This is a genomic window from Pseudomonas sp. AU12215 (genome assembly GCF_001675465.2).
Lineage (GTDB): Bacteria > Pseudomonadota > Gammaproteobacteria > Pseudomonadales > Pseudomonadaceae > Pseudomonas > Pseudomonas nitroreducens.
The window spans coordinates 1-17053 of record NZ_MACM02000014.1; the positions used below are offsets into that span (position 1 = coordinate 1).

The 17053-nt window shown below is 65.3% G+C and carries 14 protein-coding genes and 1 pseudogene; 2 read left to right on the forward strand and 13 right to left on the reverse strand.

Annotated elements, in window-relative coordinates; translation table 11 throughout:
• Positions 1-97 precede the first annotated feature (97 nt).
• Positions 98-226: pseudogene (locus tag A9513_RS36385) on the forward strand (LysR family transcriptional regulator); the annotation flags it as partial.
• 351 nt (positions 227-577) lie between these two features.
• On the opposite strand, the gene A9513_RS04630 reads toward A9513_RS36385, so the two are convergent.
• From A9513_RS04630 to A9513_RS04660, 8 genes are all read right to left on the reverse strand, one after another.
• On the reverse strand, positions 578-2065 hold the full coding sequence (locus A9513_RS04630; RefSeq protein ID WP_089285709.1) for a DUF1254 domain-containing protein: 1488 nt from the start codon (positions 2063-2065) through the stop codon (positions 578-580).
• 66 nt (positions 2066-2131) lie between these two features.
• Entirely contained in the window at positions 2132-3592 is a 1461-nt protein-coding gene (locus A9513_RS04635) for a DUF1254 domain-containing protein (protein ID WP_141678340.1), read from the reverse strand.
• A 333-nt stretch (positions 3593-3925) separates the two neighbouring features.
• On the reverse strand, positions 3926-4309 hold the full coding sequence (locus tag A9513_RS34680; protein WP_240157886.1) for an SDR family NAD(P)-dependent oxidoreductase: 384 nt from the start codon (positions 4307-4309) through the stop codon (positions 3926-3928).
• Positions 4197-4682, reverse strand: coding sequence for an SDR family NAD(P)-dependent oxidoreductase (locus A9513_RS36390; RefSeq protein WP_313462788.1), 486 nt, complete (start codon positions 4680-4682; stop codon positions 4197-4199). Before A9513_RS36390 ends, A9513_RS34680 begins: the two co-directional genes overlap by 113 nt.
• Positions 4683-4714: 32 nt before the next feature.
• Positions 4715-7213 (reverse strand): TonB-dependent receptor, encoded by a 2499-nt coding sequence (locus A9513_RS04645; protein WP_065084083.1) that lies wholly within the window; start codon positions 7211-7213, stop codon positions 4715-4717.
• Positions 7214-7375: 162 nt separating this feature from the next.
• Positions 7376-8362 carry a FecR domain-containing protein gene (locus A9513_RS04650; protein WP_065084084.1) on the reverse strand — a complete coding sequence of 329 codons (987 nt, stop codon included), beginning with the start codon at positions 8360-8362 and terminating at the stop codon, positions 7376-7378.
• A gap of 5 nt (positions 8363-8367) precedes the next feature.
• Positions 8368-8877: a sigma-70 family RNA polymerase sigma factor gene (locus tag A9513_RS04655; RefSeq protein ID WP_024763486.1), complete on the reverse strand. Its 510-nt coding sequence runs from the start codon at positions 8875-8877 to the stop codon at positions 8368-8370.
• Positions 8878-9004: 127 nt separating this feature from the next.
• Complete coding sequence (locus tag A9513_RS04660) at positions 9005-10099, reverse strand: NAD(P)-dependent alcohol dehydrogenase (protein ID WP_065084085.1); 1095 nt, start codon at positions 10097-10099, stop codon at positions 9005-9007.
• A 498-nt stretch (positions 10100-10597) separates the two neighbouring features.
• Between A9513_RS04660 and A9513_RS04665 the strand changes: the two genes are divergently transcribed.
• Positions 10598-11287, forward strand: a complete 690-nt coding sequence (locus A9513_RS04665; protein ID WP_065084086.1) for a GNAT family N-acetyltransferase — start codon at positions 10598-10600, stop codon at positions 11285-11287.
• A gap of 54 nt (positions 11288-11341) precedes the next feature.
• On the opposite strand, the gene A9513_RS04670 is transcribed toward A9513_RS04665, so the two are convergent.
• The 5 genes from A9513_RS04670 to A9513_RS04690 all read right to left on the reverse strand — a co-directional run bounded on the left by A9513_RS04670 (position 11342) and on the right by A9513_RS04690 (position 17008).
• On the reverse strand, positions 11342-11992 hold the full coding sequence (locus tag A9513_RS04670) for a TetR/AcrR family transcriptional regulator (protein WP_065084087.1): 651 nt from the start codon (positions 11990-11992) through the stop codon (positions 11342-11344).
• 76 nt (positions 11993-12068) lie between these two features.
• Positions 12069-13550, reverse strand: coding sequence for an aldehyde dehydrogenase (locus tag A9513_RS04675; protein ID WP_065084088.1), 1482 nt, complete (start codon positions 13548-13550; stop codon positions 12069-12071).
• Between the two features lie 26 nt (positions 13551-13576).
• Positions 13577-15190 (reverse strand): ABC transporter ATP-binding protein, encoded by a 1614-nt coding sequence (locus A9513_RS04680; protein WP_065084089.1) that lies wholly within the window; start codon positions 15188-15190, stop codon positions 13577-13579.
• Positions 15191-15225: 35 nt separating this feature from the next.
• Positions 15226-16041, reverse strand: coding sequence for an ABC transporter permease (locus tag A9513_RS04685; RefSeq protein WP_065084090.1), 816 nt, complete (start codon positions 16039-16041; stop codon positions 15226-15228).
• A 10-nt stretch (positions 16042-16051) separates the two neighbouring features.
• On the reverse strand, positions 16052-17008 hold the full coding sequence (locus A9513_RS04690; protein ID WP_037015601.1) for an ABC transporter permease: 957 nt from the start codon (positions 17006-17008) through the stop codon (positions 16052-16054).
• Positions 17009-17053 lie beyond the last annotated feature (45 nt).

A 17053-nucleotide genomic window follows, 5' to 3' on the forward strand; every position in this document is an offset into this window, starting at 1 on the left:
AAATGCCCGATTGAGGTCATGACAGAGGTAGTGGCGTTGCAGCATGATGCACCTGCTTCAATCCAGTAACCGTGTTGCACTCAGCTTCTGCAACCGCCCGGAGTATAAATCTGTCGAGCTCGGGGTTTACGCGGTATACCCCAGCCGAAAACATCTTCCGGCGAAGGTAAGAGCTTTCATAAATTTCCTGGCAGAAAAATTTTCCCATCCATCGTGGGCGATATGACCTCGGCATCAGCGTGGGGAAAATCTCAACTGAAAACGCATGATGTTTCTTCAATTGGACTCTGGCGTCGATTCCTGTCCAAGCTTCCACTTAAATCGGAGACAGGCTTGAGACTATCCACCATGGACTGAGAGTTCTATCACCTCGTGCAACGCACAAAACCCTGCGTAAGCAGAAGGAATATTGCAGTCGAAACAAGGAACTCAGTTCTGTGAGACTGGAACCAGAAAAAGCCGACATGGGAATAACGAAAAGAAATATGCTGGCCACATCAGGCAGGTTCCAACCAATCGGATAGGGAGCCATCGGCCAGAAGCTGACGGAGTTGTCCCGCCAGCGTGTCCAAGCGCCTTACTTCACCTTCACCACATCATCCGGTTTCCACGTCTGGTCGTAGAACGCATCTTCGCTGCCGTACAGGCGCAGGGCCACGAGGAAGTTACGCCCAGGAATGGTCTGGATGAAGGCCGCGTCGGCCACATCAGCCGGCTTCTCCGGGCCGAACCAGATTTCGATGGAGCCGTCCTGCTGCTTGGGGATGTCGTAGTAGCCGTTGGTGGACGGCAGCAGCTGCTTGGTTTCGGGCATGGTGCCGTCGGTGATGTTGTAGGCCGTCACGGCCCAGAACAGCGCAGCCGGCGGATTGGGCGGCAGGCGCAGCTTGTAGGTGCTGCCGCCTTCGAGGAACTTGCCATCCTTGTCGCGGCCGGTGAAGGGGTATTTCGAGCCGGCGCCCGTAGTGTGCATGACCATCGCCGGCGCGGAGGAGTAGGCGAACTGGAAGAAGTTGGCGCGCTGGCTCACGTCCAGGTAGCTGTCCTGCATCCAGTCGTTGGTGCCGCCGGCCCAGGTGTTCTCGTACTGGCGGTCCTTGTAGTAGAGGTTGCGCTTGTCGTCGCGGCCCAGCTGGCGGTTGGCGAGGATCATCTTCGGCGCAGTCTCCACGGCCTTCTTCAGCAACTCTTCCTGCTTCGCCGTGGGCTTGAACGGTTCGCCCTTGATGATGCCGATGGACGCCAGCACACCGCGCAGCTCGGGGTCGATGGCCTCGACCGGCTCGTAGTCGACGAACGCCTTGAGCTTGGCCCAGTAGCTGTTGTCCACCGGGTACATCATGTTCAGCGCCTTGCCGCTGGCATCCGGGAACTCCATGGGTTTGACGTCCTTCTCCACCGTGAATAGCGGATAGACGCGGGTCAGCTCGGCATTCTTCACCGCCGGTGCCGGGTCAGGCTTGCCGTCACCCTTGGCCATGATGGTGCGGAAGAACAGGAAGACGTTGTAGGTGCGTGACTTGACGGCGAAATAGCCGCCCGGCACCGGGCCGTTGTAGTCCGGCGGCAGCAGCAGGTACAGGCCGCCCCGCGCGCGGTCCGGCCCCACCGCGCCGACGTCCGTCAGGGTGCGCTGGAAGAAATCGGTGAACATGCCGATGACGTTGGCCGGCGCCTTCACCACCAGCGGCCCGGTCTGTTTCAGGTCCAGGTAGCTCATCGAATAGATCACGTCGGCGTTCGGCGTGGGCACCATGGTCCGCGCGTCCATGCGCTGCTTCCAGATCGGCAGCACGTTGTAGCCGGCGCCGAAGGCCTTCTCGGAACCGTCCTTCATGCCGATGGTATTGAGCGCCGGCAGCATGGTCATGTAGGCGAATACCGCGCGCTGGTAGTACAGCTCGTCGCGCAGGTCTTCGGCCTCCTTCGGATCGAGCCAGTTGCCATTGTTGATCTGCTTGATCAGCGGCGAAGCAGGTGCCTGATCCGCCGCCTGTACCACCGGTAAATACATGAGCGAAGCGGCCAGCGCGGATAGCGCGAATACTCGGTGCATGGAACCCATGGATCAGTCTCCTGAAGGTGAGCGGCGGTGCTCGTCGCACCGCCGGGGAGAAATACAGCGGACGGCTTACTTGATCTTCTTGATCACCGGCGGTTGCCAGCTGCCATCGAGGATCGGTTCCTTGCCCCAGTACGAGCGGATGTACAGCGAGATCGGCTCCTTGGGCGAAGGCAGCCAGTTGCTCTCCTGGTCCTTACCGGGCGAGGTCGGGCCGATATGGATGGTCAGCGAACCATCGGCATTGCGCTTGAGGTCCTTGTTCTTGGTGCCCAGGGAATAGCGGTTGAGCTTGTTGGTGCTGAACAGGTGCTTCTCGTTGTACAGCGTCAGCGACCAGAAGCCGTTCACCGGGGGTTCCTGGCCGGCGGCGAAGGTCACTTCGTAGCTGTGCGCGCCGTTGAGCGGGGCGCCGGTCTTGTCGAAATCGGTATAGAAGTACTGGGTCTCGGTGGGACGGTTGTCGAACATGTTCGACTTCGCCGTACCGGTGCGGTTGAAGTAATCGATACCGAACTGCGCGTTGTTGGTCGAGCGGTTCCAGCCGTTCCCCGCCGGGCGTCCGTTGTGCTTCCACTCGAAGAACGGCTTGATGATTTCCTTCTCGCTCTCCACCGCCGTCTGCACCAGCAGCTTCTTCAGCTCCGGGTCCTTGGCGGCTGCGTCCATCAGCAGGCGGAACTGGCCGTAGAGCGCCTCTTCACCCGGCAGCGGCGGTACCATCTCCAGCACCTTGGGGAACTGGTCGAAGAATTTCTCCGGGATCACCCACTTGGTTTCCCCGCCACTGGCCTTGGCCGCGTTGGGGTTGGGGATGTCCGGGGTGTTCTTCCAATCGATGCTCTTCATCTTCCCGTCGAAGTCCTTCAACGGGTAGAAGGCGATCTGGTTGAGTTTTTCCTGGATCGCCGCACGGTCCTCGGCAGTATCGTCCATGAAGATGCGCGGGATGGCGTTGGTCAGCGCCGTGGGGCTGCGGATGATCGCCTCCACGCCCTCGGGCTTCTCACCCTTCCAGTTCGGCCCCACCAGCAGGTAGAAGCCCGGCTTGCTGCCGTAGGGTTTGCCCAGTTCGCCGACCTGGTCCGTGCGCTGGTCATAAATCGAGTAGACCCAGAACCGGTCGCCGAAATCCGGCACCTGGACGATCACCGGTTCCTCGTCCAGGGAGAAGAAGCCCAAGCCGTAGACCACGTCCTGGTTCGGGCAGGTGACGAAGGTTTCCGCCGGGGTGATGTAGTCGTGCAACATGCCCAGCTGGCCTCGCGGAGCCACCGGCAGGATGCCCCCCAGCAGGCCGGGGTGCGGCGCCTTGGTGATGGTGTCATTGCGATTGAGCATGTTCACCATCGGCCAGCCCCAGAGGTAGGCCATGCGCGCAATGGCCTTGGCGTACTCGGGATGTATCACTACACCCGTAGCGGGCTGGGTAACCTGCGCGACGGGCGACTGCTCGGCGGCATGCAGCAGCGGCACGCCAATGGAAAGGCTCAGGACAGCGATAGGCAGCAGTTTCAGCGGGTGTGGCATCGTCGACTTCCTTGCGTTGGGAATGCGCTAAGGAGGCGAACCTGTGAACTGCGGTGGGCGTCCAGATGACGCACACGCTCAACATTCCGGGCTCCATGGATTACGGAGTCTAGATGGCGTCAGTCGCTCTACAAGTGAGTACCTTCGATAACCCTCCCTGGCCGGAAGCTGCCTCTCACTGGCGGCTGCTATCGGCCAGTGGCCGCCACTCAGCAGGCACAAACCTGGTCGTTTCTTTCCAGCAGCGGCCCTCGGCTGTCCAGGCGCTGCACCGCTCCGGGGTCGATATCGGCATTGCCGTTGCGGGCACGCTCTTCGGCCAGGCGGGCGCCGTCAGCGGCGGTGAGCGTGAACAGCCGCTCCGGGATCGGTGCCCCGCAGGTACAGGACGAGCTTCTCGGTGCCTTCCGCCACTTCGATGCTGCGCTGACCGGCCGCTCGCCCATCGACGATGCGCCGCGCAGCTTCCTCGGCGGACATGCCATTGTCGATATTGACGTCGGAGCGGCCGCGGCGGGCACCGCGTACACCGAGCACATTGACTGCCACGCAGGTGCGCACCGAACCGGGCAGGATCACGCTGACACGGATGCCATGGGTGTGTTCAACCTCTGCGCACAAGGCTTCGAAGTAGCCGATCACGGCGTGCTTGGCGCCACGGTAGCCGGTGCACAGCGGAGCGCCGACCCTGCCTGCTGCCGAGCTGACGACCGCCAGTTGCCGTCTGCCCTGAGCGACCGGGCGCGCTCTCGAAAGGCAGTACCAGGGAGCGCTGCGGCGCCTGCTCGGCGACAGCCTGCAGCGCTGCCTCGCGCCGGCCGGAGAGGATGACGCGCGCGCCCTGTTGCAACAGCAGGCCGGCCAGGGCCTCGCCAATGCCGGAGGAAGCTCCGGTGATCCAGACCACTTGACGCTCGAAAGCCCTGTGCCACTTCGTCTGTTGAGTAGCCGCAGGCCCGCGCGCGATGTGCCGCTCGCCCCATCTCCGTGGCGGCCAAAGCGTTGGCCCTGCGGCCATGGAGAAGCTCGCCAGGCAGCAACTGCTTGCCGGGGCGCCCAACGAAGAGGCCGTGATTGGCATCAACGGCATCTTCGCGGCGGCAGTGCGCAGGCCAATCGGCGTCAGAACGCGCCTTGCAGGGTCACCATGAAGTTGCGCGGCTCGCCGTAGAAGTTGCCCCAGGAAACGGCACCGACGCTCTGGTAGTACTTCTTGTCGAACAGGTTGTTGCCGTTGAGCGCGACCGTCCAGTGATCGTCGATGCGATAGCCCAGGCGGCCGCTGTAGATGGCATAGTCCGATTGCACCGAGGTGACCTTGCCGCTGTGCACGGAGGTGTCGCTCTGCGCCGTCACGCCCGCCCCCAGGCTCCAGCGGTCCAGCTCGCCGGCCAGTCGATAGTCGGCCCAGGCGCGGAACAGGTGGCGCGGGAAGTAGGTGGTGGTGAAGGTCGGTTCCTGCGGATTTTCCTCGGCGCTCTTGAGGTACTTGGTCTGGGTGTAGGTGTAGCCGGCCAGCAGTTGCAGGCGATCGATGACCTCGCCGCTGATTTCCGCCTCGAAGCCCTGGGCGCGCACCTTGCCCACATCGGTGTAGCAGTAGCCGTCGGATGAGCCGGCACAGGCCGTGTCGTAGTCCGCCTCGGCGCGGTGTTCCTCCACCGTACGGAACAGGTTGAAGGCGGTGTTGACCCGGCCCTCCAGCAGCTCGCCCTTGATGCCCAGCTCGTAGCTGGCGCCGGTCTTGGGTTGCAGCGGGCTGCCGGATTCGTCGGTGTAGGTGCTTTGCGGCTGGAAGATATCCGCGTAGCTGGTGTAGACGGACCACTCATCGTTGAGGTCGTAGATCAGTGCCGCGAACGGCGTGACCTGGCCGTTCTCCTGGCTGCGGTCGTGCTGCCAGTAATCCCAGGCCTGAGTGTAGGAGTCTCGGCTGTTGCGGTACCAGCTGACGCGCGACCCCAGGACCGCGGTCAAAGGCTCGGCCAGCTTCAGGCGAAGGGTGGCGTAGGTGCCGAACTGGCGGGTGTCCGAGTTGGTGGGTACCGGGCCGCCGCGGTAGGAGTTGGGCGCGTAGAAATCATCCGCCGGCTCGGGAATGTGCGAGTTGGGATGGAACGGATCCTGCGAGGTACCCAGCAGGCTGGTCATGTTGATCAGCGCGTAGTGATCGTGGGTCCTGGCGCGGCTGGCGTTGGCGCCGACGGTCAGCTCATGCTGCAGGCCGAAGGCCTCGATTTTTCCGTCCAGGTAGGCATCGAAGCCGTAGTCGGTCTGGTCGTAGTCGAACAGCCCGGAATACACCGAGGAAGGCGCCGAGGTCGCGCCCGATGCAACACCGCCCGAGGTCTCGGACAGAGCGTACTTGATGTCCTGGTCGTTGTGGGTCCAGACGCCGGCGAACTTGAAGGCCCAGTCCTCGTTCAACTGCTGGGACAGGTCGGCGAATACCGTGGTGCGCTCGCTTTCCCAGTTGTTCCAGGTAGCGCCCAGGCAGGTCGAGCGGCTGAGCTTCAGGTCCTTGCCGTTGCTGTAGCGCGGCAGGCCGTGCCAGCACGGAGTCGCATCCAGCTTCTCGTAGGCAACGCCCAGGCCCACGGTGGTATCCGGGGTCACGTCGTAGTCCAGCGCGCCGTAGAGAATCTGGTCATTGCGCTTGCCGACATCGTAAAAATACTGGCGGTCCTGCAGTGCCACGACTGTCCGCCCGCGCAGCGTGCCGGACTCGTTGAGCGGGCCGCCGGTATCCACCTGGCCGCGGTAGTTGTCCCAGGAGCCGGCCGAGAGCGACAGCTTGGTCTCCGGCACGCTCTGGCCCCGCTTGCGGACGAAATTGACACCGCCGGTGGAGCTGCCCGAGCCCTTCAGCATGCCCGCCGCGCCCTTGAGCACCTCGACCCGGTCGTAGAAGGCCATATCGCCGGAGAAGCTGTTGGCCTGGACGTACTCGCCGCCGACATCCAGCGGCACGCCGTCGTACTGGTACTGGCCCTGCATCATGAAGCCGCGGGAGTAGAAGTACTTGCCGCCCATGGGCGACTCGTAGACGGCGATGCCCGGCGTCTTCTCCATCGCCTGTTCGATGGTAGTGACGTTCTGGTCGTCCATGTAGCGACGGGTCAGCACCGTCACCGACTGCGGGGTCTCGCGCAGGGAGTGCGCGCCCTTGCCGATGGTCACCGCGCGGGCCGAATAGGAATTGGTGCCCTCGGTGGTCGCGTCCAGCACCTGGCTGGACACCGTGGTGGAATCCATCTCCAGCACCGCATCCGACGGCGTCGGCACCAGGCCGTAGCCGCCGTTTTCCAGGCGGCGCACTGTCAGTTGCGTGCCAGACAGGATGCGGGCAAATCCGTCTTCGATGCTGTACTCGCCATTGAGCCCGGCGCTGCGCTTGCCCTCGGTCAGGCCGGCGTTCACCGAGATGGGAATGCCGGCACTGCGGCCGAAATCGCCGAGCACCTGATCCAGCGGGCCGGCGGGAATGGCGTAGTGCTGGGTCCGCGTGACCGCGGATTCGGCCTGTGCCGGCGACATCGGCAGCAGGGCCAGCGTGGAACAGGACAGCAGGGCAAGGCCGAGCGACTGGCGCAGGGCGCGGGCGATGGGGTGAAGCGTCATGGGCAGAGGGTCCGTTTCTCGTTGTGGGCCCGCGTGAGCGAGCAGGGATTTCTCCCTAGGCCAAGCGAGAAACGAAAACCTGCCGACTTTTCGAGAATTATTTTCATTGGTGTTTTTCTGCGGCGCTCGTCTGCGATTTTCCGTAGCGCTGGGCTTCTTTCCCTAGCGCGAGCCCACGGTCACCCAGTAGCGGGTGCGCCGCTGGACCGTCACCGGCAGGCTGTCCTGCAGCATGGCCAGCACCCGGTCGGTATCGGCCAGCGGATAAGAGCCGCTCAGGCGAATACCGGCGACCGCCGGATCGCAGCGCAGCAGCCCGGGGCGATAGCGGTCCAGCTCGGCGAGAAAATCCCCAAGGCGCATGCGCTCGGCCACCAGATAGCCATCGACCCAGGCACCGCCATTCGCTTCCAGCACCTGCGGAGCGCCGACGCCAGCCGCATCGATGCGAGCTTGCGACCCCGCCTCGATCACCCTCGCCTCGCCGCCGGCCCGCGAACTGGCAGCGACCCGCCCCTGAGTGACGGCCAGCAAGGTGCCGCGCCCGCCTTCGTCCCTGCGGACGCGGAAGCGCGTGCCCAACGGCTGCAACACTGCGTCGCCGCTGACAACCCGGAACGGCCGCCCCGCGCCATCGCGGGCGGTGAGAATCTCGATTTCGCCGTAGCGCAGGCGCAGTTCGCGAGCGCTGTCGGTGTAACGCAGGTCGACCGCGGTTGCGGTGTTGAGCCACAGGCGCGTGCCATCGGGCAGCGTGCGCGGCGTTCGCTCGCCGACGTCGGTGCGGTAGTCCGCCATGGCGCCCTGCACCCACTGCGTGTCGCGGCCCTGCCAGGCAAGCCCGCCGAGCAGGCCGAAACCGACCAGCACCTTGAGCGCCTTGCGCCGGTCCATCTCGTTGTAGTGGCGGCGACCGGCCAGCTGCCGCGCCATCGGGTCAGCCAGTGCGCCGGCGTGACGCTGCAGGCCGAGCGGAATGCTGCTCAGGCGCTGCCAGGCGCGCTCGTGCTCGCTGCTGGCCTCGCGCCAGACCAGCAACTGGCGCTGCTCGGCATCGCTCATGCAGCCCGACTGGGCCAGGGTGAACCAGGCAATCGCCTGGTCGCGGATGCTGCTGGAGATGGGCCGGGAATCGCTCTCGCGGGACATGGCGTTCACTCGAACCGGCTCGCGTAGCAGGCCGCAAACGCCTTGCTCATCGCCTTCTGCACCTGGTTGACGCTCAGTTCCAGGCGCAACGCGATCTGCGGGTAAGTCAGGCCGTCGAGCTGCGACAGCAGGAAGATTTCCCGCACCTGGGGCGCCAGGCCATGCAGGAGTTCATCGACCTCCACCAAAGCCTCGATCAGCAGCAGGCGTTCTTCCTCGGACGGCGCCACCGCTTCGGGACGCGCGGCCAGCGCTTCGAGGTAGGCCCGCTCGACCGCCTGACGGCGCCAGCGGTTGATCAGCAGGCTGTTGGCAATGGTGGCGAGGTAGGCCAGCGGCTGGCGAAGGTCGGCGATGGCGCTGCGCGAGCGCATCACCCGCACAAAGGTGTCATGGGCCAGGTCTTCCGCATCGGCGTGCTCGCCCAGGCGGCGGCGCAGCCAGCCCTTCAGCCACCCGTGGTGGGCAAGGTAAAGCCGCTCAACATCCCGTTCGAATGCCCGCTCGCTGTCCATGAACGTCCAGTACTGTTAAACATGATAATCGTTCTCAACAATACTGGATTTGCCCTGCCCTGCGCAATTGGCCGGATCATTCGGGGCAATGACCTGCTGCGGACGGCATCAGGCCATTGCCTCCACCTCAGGGCTTGATGGCGATCTTCAGCACGCCGTCGCGCTGGTGGGCGAACAGGTCGTAGGCGTTGACGATGTCGTCGAGCGCATAGTGGTGCGTCACTAGCGAGCCGAAGTCGGCGCGGTTCGACTCGATGATGCTCATCAGGCGGCGCATGCGCTCCTTACCGCCAGGGCACAGGGCGGTATTGATGCGATGGTCACCCAGGCCGGCGGCAAACGCCGAGAGCGGGATGTGCACATCGCTGGAGTAGACCCCCAGGCTCGACAGCGTCCCGCCCGGCTTGAGTACCTTCATCGCCTGCTCGAAGGTGCTCGGCAGCCCCAGGCATTCGATGGACGAATCGGCGCCGCGCCCACCGGTGAGCTTCATCACCTCCTCCACCACGTCGCACTTGGTGAAGTCCAGGGTGACGTCGGCCCCCATGCTGCGGGAGATGTCCAACCGGTGCGCGTTGCCATCCACCGCGATGATGGTCGAGGCACCCAGCAGGCGGGCGCCAGCGGTGGCGCACAGGCCGATCGGCCCCTGGGCGAAGACGACCACGGTGTCGCCGATACGGATATTGGCGTTCTCGGCGCCCTTGAAGCCAGTGGACATGATGTCGGGGCACATCAGCACCTGTTCGTCGGTGAGACTGTCCGGGATCGGCGCGAGGTTGCCTTCGGCATCGGGCACCAGGACGTACTCGGCCTGGGTACCGTCGATCAGGTTGCCGAAGCGCCAGCCGGCGGTGGCCTTGTAGCCGTGGCAGGCGCAGCGACCGCTCTCGACGAGGTAGCTGCCATCCTGCGAGGGCACGCCATCCTGCGCGGCATAGGAATTGAAATTCGGGCAGATCGCACCGGCAATGACCCGCTGGCCCTCGCGGTAGCCCTTGACCGCGCTGCCGAGCTTCTCGATGACGCCAACCGGTTCGTGCCCGACGGTCAGCCCCCTGGCCACCGGGTACTCGCCCTTGAGGATGTGCACGTCGGTGCCGCAGATGGTGGTCGTGGTGATGCGGATCAGCGCGTCGGTGGGGCCGACCTCGGGGATGGGTTTGTCCGCCAGCTCGATTCGCCCCGGTTCCACGAAGATCGCCGCTTTCATCATTGCCATCGTTGTTTCTCCTCGCTTGGAATGCGCCATGGATGCACAGGACCGGAGATCGCAGGGAACGAATGCCCGCGGCGCCTCGGCCGATCGGACCCAGTGTGCTTGGCCGGAGCGAAATCCCTTTGATGCATATCAAGCCAGGGGAAGCTCGCTCGGCAGCCTGCCTGCCGGGAACGCTGGCGGGCTGATAGAGCATTGACCGGAATCGCCAGAAAACAAGGCGCGCGGACAGTCCGGCGAGCATGCGCAACTCCACCGGCGGGAGGTCCAGCGCGATGCCCTGGTGGCGCGCGTGGAAGGAGCGCTACCAGCTCCAGCTCGACGCCTGGGCGCCGGAGCGCCGCCGCAGTGACCCTGTACAAGACCCTCGCGCGATAGCTGGGAAAGCTGCGCAGCGCCTGCCGCCCAGCGCCCACCGGAGGAATCGTTCGAGGCCCGCGGAGGTTACAATGGGCACCACGCCGATTCTCCCGGATCGGGCACGCCCGGAGCCAGCTTCAGATGTTCACCCTCGTAAACCTCGACACCTCGCCCCCCGAATCCCTGAAAAGCCAGGTGCTGCAGATGGTGGTGGACTATTTCAGCGACGTCAGCCCGGTGCCGCTGACGCCGAGCAACCCGCTGTTCCAGCTGTACCAGTACGTGATCGGCTTCGAGGTGCACCTGTACCTGCAGGCCATGAACGGCTCGCCGGACGGCCCCACGCGGCTGATCCTCGCCCTGGATGATGAAGACCCATCGCAGGTGCTGGGTTTCGCCCTCTACCTGCCGAGCCAGGATGACGCCCAGGCCTGCACCCTGGCCTACCTCGCCGTCCAGGCCAGCCACCGCCGGCGCGGTATCGCCCGCGCCATGCTGCAGAAGATGCTCGAGCATCGCCCCCACGCGGAACTGGCCTGCGCGGCGGGCAAGGTGCCGGTCTTCGAGGCGATGGGCTTCCGTATCCTGGCGGCGCAGGGGCCGCACGTGCTGCTGAACACCCGCGACCGGCGTTCCGACGGCATGGTCGCGGTGCAGGATCTCGCGCCGATCTACCAGTCCAAGGAAGTGCGGCAGATCCACACCTATCTGGTGAAGCAGAAGGGCAGCAAGGCGATGCGCGAGGCCGAGCAGAAACGCGATCGCCTGCTGGACCAGATGACCTGGCAAGCCCGGGAACTGGTCAAGGCACGCTTCCCGACGATTCACTGAGGGGCGGTTCGAGTCGTCTGCCGCGTCCCCGGGCAGGAGATTCCGCGCGGTGCCTCAGCGCCCGGATTCGGGCATGTAGAACGCCACCAGATCGAGACAGGCACTGATGCCATGCTCGATGGCCTTCATGTTGCGCCGACGCTGCCAGTCCAGCCACAAGCCATCGAGCATGGCCATGATGGCGTCAGCCGACTGCTCGATACGCTCGGCGCCCACCTCGCGCTCCTCGGCGATCCTGCGCAGGATTTCCACCAGGCGTTCGCGATAGATGGCGTAGAGCTTGCGCTCGGTGTCGGCGATGTCTTCCTGGAACAGCGAGGCGGACCACAGGTCGATGCGCACCGACAGGTAGCTGCGGTCGAGAAAGGTGCTGGTGAAGCCACTGCGCAGGAACACTTCCAACTGCGCCATGGACGTGCGCGGCTCGGCCACCAGCCCCGCGCGGGTCGCTTCGTAGAGCTGGTGCGAGGCGTATTTGTAGGCCTCCACCAGCAGCTCGTTCATGTCCTTGAAGTGGTAGCTGATGTGCCCCAGCGCCATCTCGGCGCGCGCCGCCACCTTGCGCGCGGACAGCTTGGCGTAGCCCTCCTCGCTCAGACAGAGGAAGGCAGCCTTGATGATCTCCTCGCGGCGCAATTCAGGGTCGTAGACCTTTTTCGTTTTCTGTTGCGCCGCTTTCTGCTGCGCCACCTTCTGTTGTGACATGGCGTGCCGATTCCAAGGTTGGCAGTTGGGGCGGATTATTCCGCCCCGTGTCCGTCATGGTCAAAAGTTAGTTCATTCAGAGCCTGATCCAGGTCGCCTTGAGTTCGGTGTACTTGTCGAAGGCATGCAGCGAACGGTCACGCCCGTTGCCGGACTGCTTGAAGCCGCCGAAGGGCGCGGTCATGTCGCCGCCCGAGTATTGGTTGACCCACACCGAGCCGGCCCGCAGCGCACGCGAAACCTGGTGCGCGCGGGACAGGTTGGACGTCCACAAGGCCGCCGCCAGGCCGTAGGGCGTGTCGTTGGCGATGGCCACCGCCTCCTCGGCATCCTTGAAGCTGATGACCGAGAGCACGGCGCCGAAGATTTCCTCGCGGGCGATACGCATGTCGTTGCGCACGCCATCGAAGACCACCGGCGCCAGGTAGCAACCCTCGCTTTCGCCGCTGCCGGCCACCAGCCGGGCGCCCTCCTCCAGGCCGCTGGCGATGTAGCCCTGCACCAACTGCAGATGCTGGCTGTCGACCAACGCGCCATAGCGACTGGCCGGATCAAGGGCGTCGTTCGGCGTCCACGCGGCCAGTGCTTCACGCAGATGCTCGAGGAATTCTTCGCGCACCGACTCCTGCACCAGCAGGCGCGAACCGGCAGTGCAGACCTGGCCCTGGTTGTAGGCGATGGCGGCGGCGGCACTGATAGCCGCCGCGCGCAGCTCGGGCGCATCGGCGAAGACGATGTTCGGGCTCTTGCCACCGGCCTCGGTCCACACGCGCTTGAGGTTGGACTGCCCGGCGGCGACCATCAGGCGCTTGGCCACGCCGGTCGAGCCGGTGAAGGCGATGGCGTCGACGTCCATGTGCCGCGACAGGGCGTCACCGGCCTCGGCGCCATAGCCCGGCACCACGTTCAACACACCCACGGGGATGCCCGCCTCGCAGGCCAGCCGAGCGATACGGATGGCCGTCAGCGGCGAGCGCTCGGACGGCTTGAGCACCACGGAGTTGCCACACGCCAGCGCCGGGCCGAGCTTCCAGCTGGCCATCAGCAGCGGGAAGTTCCACGGCACTATCACCCCAACCACGCCCACGGCTTCGCGGGTGACCAGGCCCAGCTGGTCCTCGGCGGTGGCGGCGATCTCGCCGTAGACCTTGTCGATTGCCTCGGCGGACCAGCGAATGGCATTGGCCGCGCCGGGCACGTCGGTGGCCAGGGAGTGGGCGATGGGCTTGCCCATGTCGAGGGTTTCCAGCAGCGCCAGCTCCTCGGCGTGGCTTTCCAGCAGATCGGCGAAACGGATCAGGATGCGCTTGCGCTGCACCGGTGCCATGCGCGACCAGTGCCCGGCCTCGAATACCCGGCGCGCGCTGGCCACGGCACGCTCAATGTCAGCTGCGCCACCTCGTGCGATGGCCGCCAGGCGGCGCCCGTCGAGCGGGCTGGCCTTGTCGAAGGTGCGCAGGTCCTGCGCGCTGCAGTAGTCGCCGTCGATGAAGCAGCGACCTTCGATGGCGAGCGTTGCCGCGCGCTCGCTCCAGTCCTGCAGGGTTGTTGCGGTCATGGTTTGCTCCTTGAGCGGAAATGAGTTCAGGCAACGCCCCGTTGCGACAGGCCGTCGAGCCAGTCCGGGTCCATCTGCGGCATGCTGTCGAGCAGGCGCGTGACGTAGCTGTCGCACGGCGGCGTGAACACCCGCTGCTTGTCGCCGAAATCGACGACGCGGCCAGCCTTGAGCACCAGCACGTCGTCGGCGATGGACTTCACCACCGACAGGTCGTGGGTGATGAACAGGTAGGTGATGCCCAGGCGCTGCTTGAGGTCGTCGATCAGCCGCAGGATGCCCTCCGCGACAAGCTGGTCGAGGGCGCTGGTGATCTCGTCGCAGACGATCACCGCCGGGTCCGCCGCCAGGGCGCGGGCAATGCCCACCCGCTGTTTCTGCCCGCCGGACAGTTCGCCCGGCCGCCGGGCCATGAAGCGGCCGGGTTCCAGGCCCACGGCATCGAGCAATTCACGGGTTCGTTCTTCGCGCCGGGCAGCATCGAGGCCGCCATAGAACTGCAGTGGTCGCCCGACGATGTCACCGATGCGGTGGCGCGGGTTCAGCGCGATGTCGGCCATCTGGTAGATCATCTGGATCGAACGCAGCTCGTCCCGGCTGCGCTTGGCGTAATGCCCCGCAAGCGGCCTGCCCTGGAACAGGATGCTGCCCTCGCGGCTGGGCAAGGCCCCGGTGATGCAACGCCCCAGCGTCGACTTGCCCGAGCCGGACTCGCCGACGATGGCCAGCGTGCGCCCCGGAAAGACCTTCAGCGACACGTCGTCGAGCACCTGTTTGTTGCCGTAGCCGGCGCGGATGCCGCGCAGCTCCAGCAGCGGTTGCTGGTCGGCGGCCACCGGCGGACGCGCCTCACACGCGAGGTTGCGTACCGCCCACAGCGAGCGGGTGTAGTCCGCCTGCGGCTCGGCGATCACCCGGCGCTTGTCGCCGCGTTCGACCATGTGGCCATCCTTGAGCACCATCACCTCGTCGGCCATCTGCGCCACCACGGCGAGGTCGTGGGAGATGTAGATGGCCGCCACCTGGAACTCGCGGACCAGCTCGCGGATGGTCAGCAGGACGTCGATCTGCGTGGTGACGTCCAGTGCCGTGGTCGGCTCGTCGAAGATGATCAGGTCCGGCCGGCAGGACATCGCCATGGCCGTCATGATCCGCTGCAACTGGCCGCCGGACACCTGGTGCGGATAGCGCTCGCCGATGGTCTCGGGCTCGGGCAGGGAAATCTTCCGGTACAGCTCCACCGCATCCCGGCGCGCCTGTTCGCGGGGCGCCAGGCCGTGCTCCAGGGCACTCTCGCAGTGCTGGTCGATCAGTCGGTGCGCCGGGTTGAAACTCGCCGCCGCGGACTGCGCCACGTAGGCGATGCGCGCGCCGAGCAATTCGCGATGCTGCGCTTCGGGCACCTGGCGCAGGTCGATGCCGTCGAAGAGAATCTCGCCGCCGCTGATACGGCAGCCGTCGCGGGTGTACCCCATGGCGGCGAGGCCGATGGTGGACTTGCCGGCGCCGGACTCGCCGACCAGGCCGAGTATCCTGCCGCGCTGCAATTGCAGGTCGATGCCGTGGACGATCTCGCTCCAGCCGTCCGCGCCGCCGGCCTCGATGCGCAGGCCGGTAATCTTTAGTAGGGGTTCGCTCATGCTGCGTGTCCTCGGACAATACGTGGGCAGGACGGTCATCGCCGCTGGGCGAGGAACCAGTCGGCAACGAAGTTGACGGCGATCGCCAGCACGCCGATGGCGGCGGCGGGGATCAATGGCGTCAGGTCGCCAAAGGAAATCAGCGAGGCGTTCTCGCGGACCATGCTGCCCCAGTCCGCCAGCGGCGGTTGCAGCCCCAGGCCGAGGAACGACAGCGAGGAAATGGTCAGGAACACGAAGCAGAAGCGCAGGCCGAATTCCGCCACCAGCGGTGCCCGCACGTTGGGCAGCAGTTCCACCGCCACCAGCCAGAACAGCCCTTCGCCGCGCAGCCGGGCAACTTCCATGTAGTCGGTCACCACCACGTTGAGCGACACCGAGCGCGCCAGGCGGAAGATACGCGTGGCGTCCACCAGGGCGATGACGAACACCAGGTTGGCGATGCTGGTGCCGAAGATGGTCAGCAACAGCAGCGCGCAGATCAGCTGCGGCACCGCCATCAGCACGTCCACCAGGCGTGACAGCGCGTTGTCCACCCAGCCGCCCATGGCAGCGGCGATCAGCCCCAGCGAACCGCCGATGAAGAAGGCCAGCGCGGTGGACAGCAGCGCGATGCCGATGGTGTTGCGCGCGGCGAAGATCACCCGCGAGAGCATGTCGCGCCCCAGGGCATCGGTGCCCAGCCAGTGCTGCGCGCTCCAGGGGTCGTATTCGCCGCCGACGATCTCGGTCTCGCCGAAGGGTGCCACCAGCGGGCCGAACAGCGCGAGGAAGGTGTAGAAAAGGATGATCAGCAGGCCGATGCGGGCGGTCCAGGTCATCTGCTTGAAGGTTGCGATCAAGGCATTCATCGTTTCGCCCTCACTGGCGATGCAGCAGGCGCGGATTGGTAACGATGGACAGCACGTCGGCGAGCAGATTGATGCCGATGTAGACCACCGCGAAGATGCAGCAACAGGCCTGGACCACCATGACGTCGCGCTTGATCACCGAGTCAACCATCAGTTGCCCGAGGCCGGGGTAGACGAACACCACCTCGACCACCACCACGCCGGTGATCAGGTAAGCGAGGTTCACCGCGATGACATTGACGATGGGCGCCCAGGCGTTGGGCAGCGCGTGGCGCAGGACGATCTTCAGCCGCGACAACCCCTTGAGCCGGGCCATCTCGATGTAGGGCAGCTGCAGCAGGTCGAGCACCGCGATGCGCGTCATGCGCATCATGTGGGCGGTGATCACCAGGGTCAGCGTGAGCGCCGGCAGGAAGGCCGCCTGCAGGTGCTCGAGCAGGCTTGCCGAGGCCGGTACGTCTGCGATGGAAGGAAACAGCGGGTGCTTCACCGCCAGCCAGAGGATCAGGATGTAGCCGATGAAGAACTCCGGCAGCGACACCGCCGCCAGGGAGACGATGTTCACCACCCGGTCATAGAACGAGTCCTTGTAGAGCGCCGCGAACAGCCCCAGCAGCAGCGCCAGCGGCACCGCGATCAGTGCCGTGTAGCCGGCCAGGAACAGCGTGTTCAGCAGGCGCTGGCCGATCAGTTCGGACACCGCCCGGCCGTTGGACAGCGAGGTGCCGAAGTCGCCCTGCAGGCTGCCCAGCAGCCAGTGCAGGTAGCGGCTCAGCGCGGGCTGGTCCAGCCCCAGCTCGTGGCGCAGGGCATGCAGCGCCTCGGGCGTGGCGGACTGGCCGAGCAGCTTCTGCGCCATGTCGCCGGGCAGCAGCTGCACCGCCGCGAAGATGAGTGCGGAGACGCCCAACAGGGTCAGGGCTCCGAGAAGAATGCGCCGCAAGAGAATGGGATAAATCAGAGCCATGGTATCGACCTGCTGATCGGTTGGGCAGTTGTTGTTCTTATGGTT

What these genes read in the sequence shown, in the direction of transcription:
- A9513_RS04630 (WP_089285709.1), bottom strand. Translation starts at nt 2,065, where the DNA reads ATGGGTTCCATGCACCGAGTATTCGCGCTATCCGCGCTGGCCGCTTCG.
- A9513_RS04635 (WP_141678340.1), bottom strand. Translation starts at nt 3,592, where the DNA reads ATGCCACACCCGCTGAAACTGCTGCCTATCGCTGTCCTGAGCCTTTCC.
- A9513_RS36390 (WP_313462788.1), bottom strand. Translation starts at nt 4,682, where the DNA reads ATGCCGTTGATGCCAATCACGGCCTCTTCGTTGGGCGCCCCGGCAAGC.
- A9513_RS04645 (WP_065084083.1), bottom strand. Translation starts at nt 7,213, where the DNA reads ATGACGCTTCACCCCATCGCCCGCGCCCTGCGCCAGTCGCTCGGCCTT.
- A9513_RS04650 (WP_065084084.1), bottom strand. Translation starts at nt 8,362, where the DNA reads ATGTCCCGCGAGAGCGATTCCCGGCCCATCTCCAGCAGCATCCGCGAC.
- A9513_RS04655 (WP_024763486.1), bottom strand. Translation starts at nt 8,877, where the DNA reads ATGGACAGCGAGCGGGCATTCGAACGGGATGTTGAGCGGCTTTACCTT.
- A9513_RS04660 (WP_065084085.1), bottom strand. Translation starts at nt 10,099, where the DNA reads ATGGCAATGATGAAAGCGGCGATCTTCGTGGAACCGGGGCGAATCGAG.
- A9513_RS04665 (WP_065084086.1), top strand. Translation starts at nt 10,598, where the DNA reads ATGTTCACCCTCGTAAACCTCGACACCTCGCCCCCCGAATCCCTGAAA.
- A9513_RS04670 (WP_065084087.1), bottom strand. Translation starts at nt 11,992, where the DNA reads ATGTCACAACAGAAGGTGGCGCAGCAGAAAGCGGCGCAACAGAAAACG.
- A9513_RS04675 (WP_065084088.1), bottom strand. Translation starts at nt 13,550, where the DNA reads ATGACCGCAACAACCCTGCAGGACTGGAGCGAGCGCGCGGCAACGCTC.
- A9513_RS04680 (WP_065084089.1), bottom strand. Translation starts at nt 15,190, where the DNA reads ATGAGCGAACCCCTACTAAAGATTACCGGCCTGCGCATCGAGGCCGGC.
- A9513_RS04685 (WP_065084090.1), bottom strand. Translation starts at nt 16,041, where the DNA reads ATGAATGCCTTGATCGCAACCTTCAAGCAGATGACCTGGACCGCCCGC.
- A9513_RS04690 (WP_037015601.1), bottom strand. Translation starts at nt 17,008, where the DNA reads ATGGCTCTGATTTATCCCATTCTCTTGCGGCGCATTCTTCTCGGAGCC.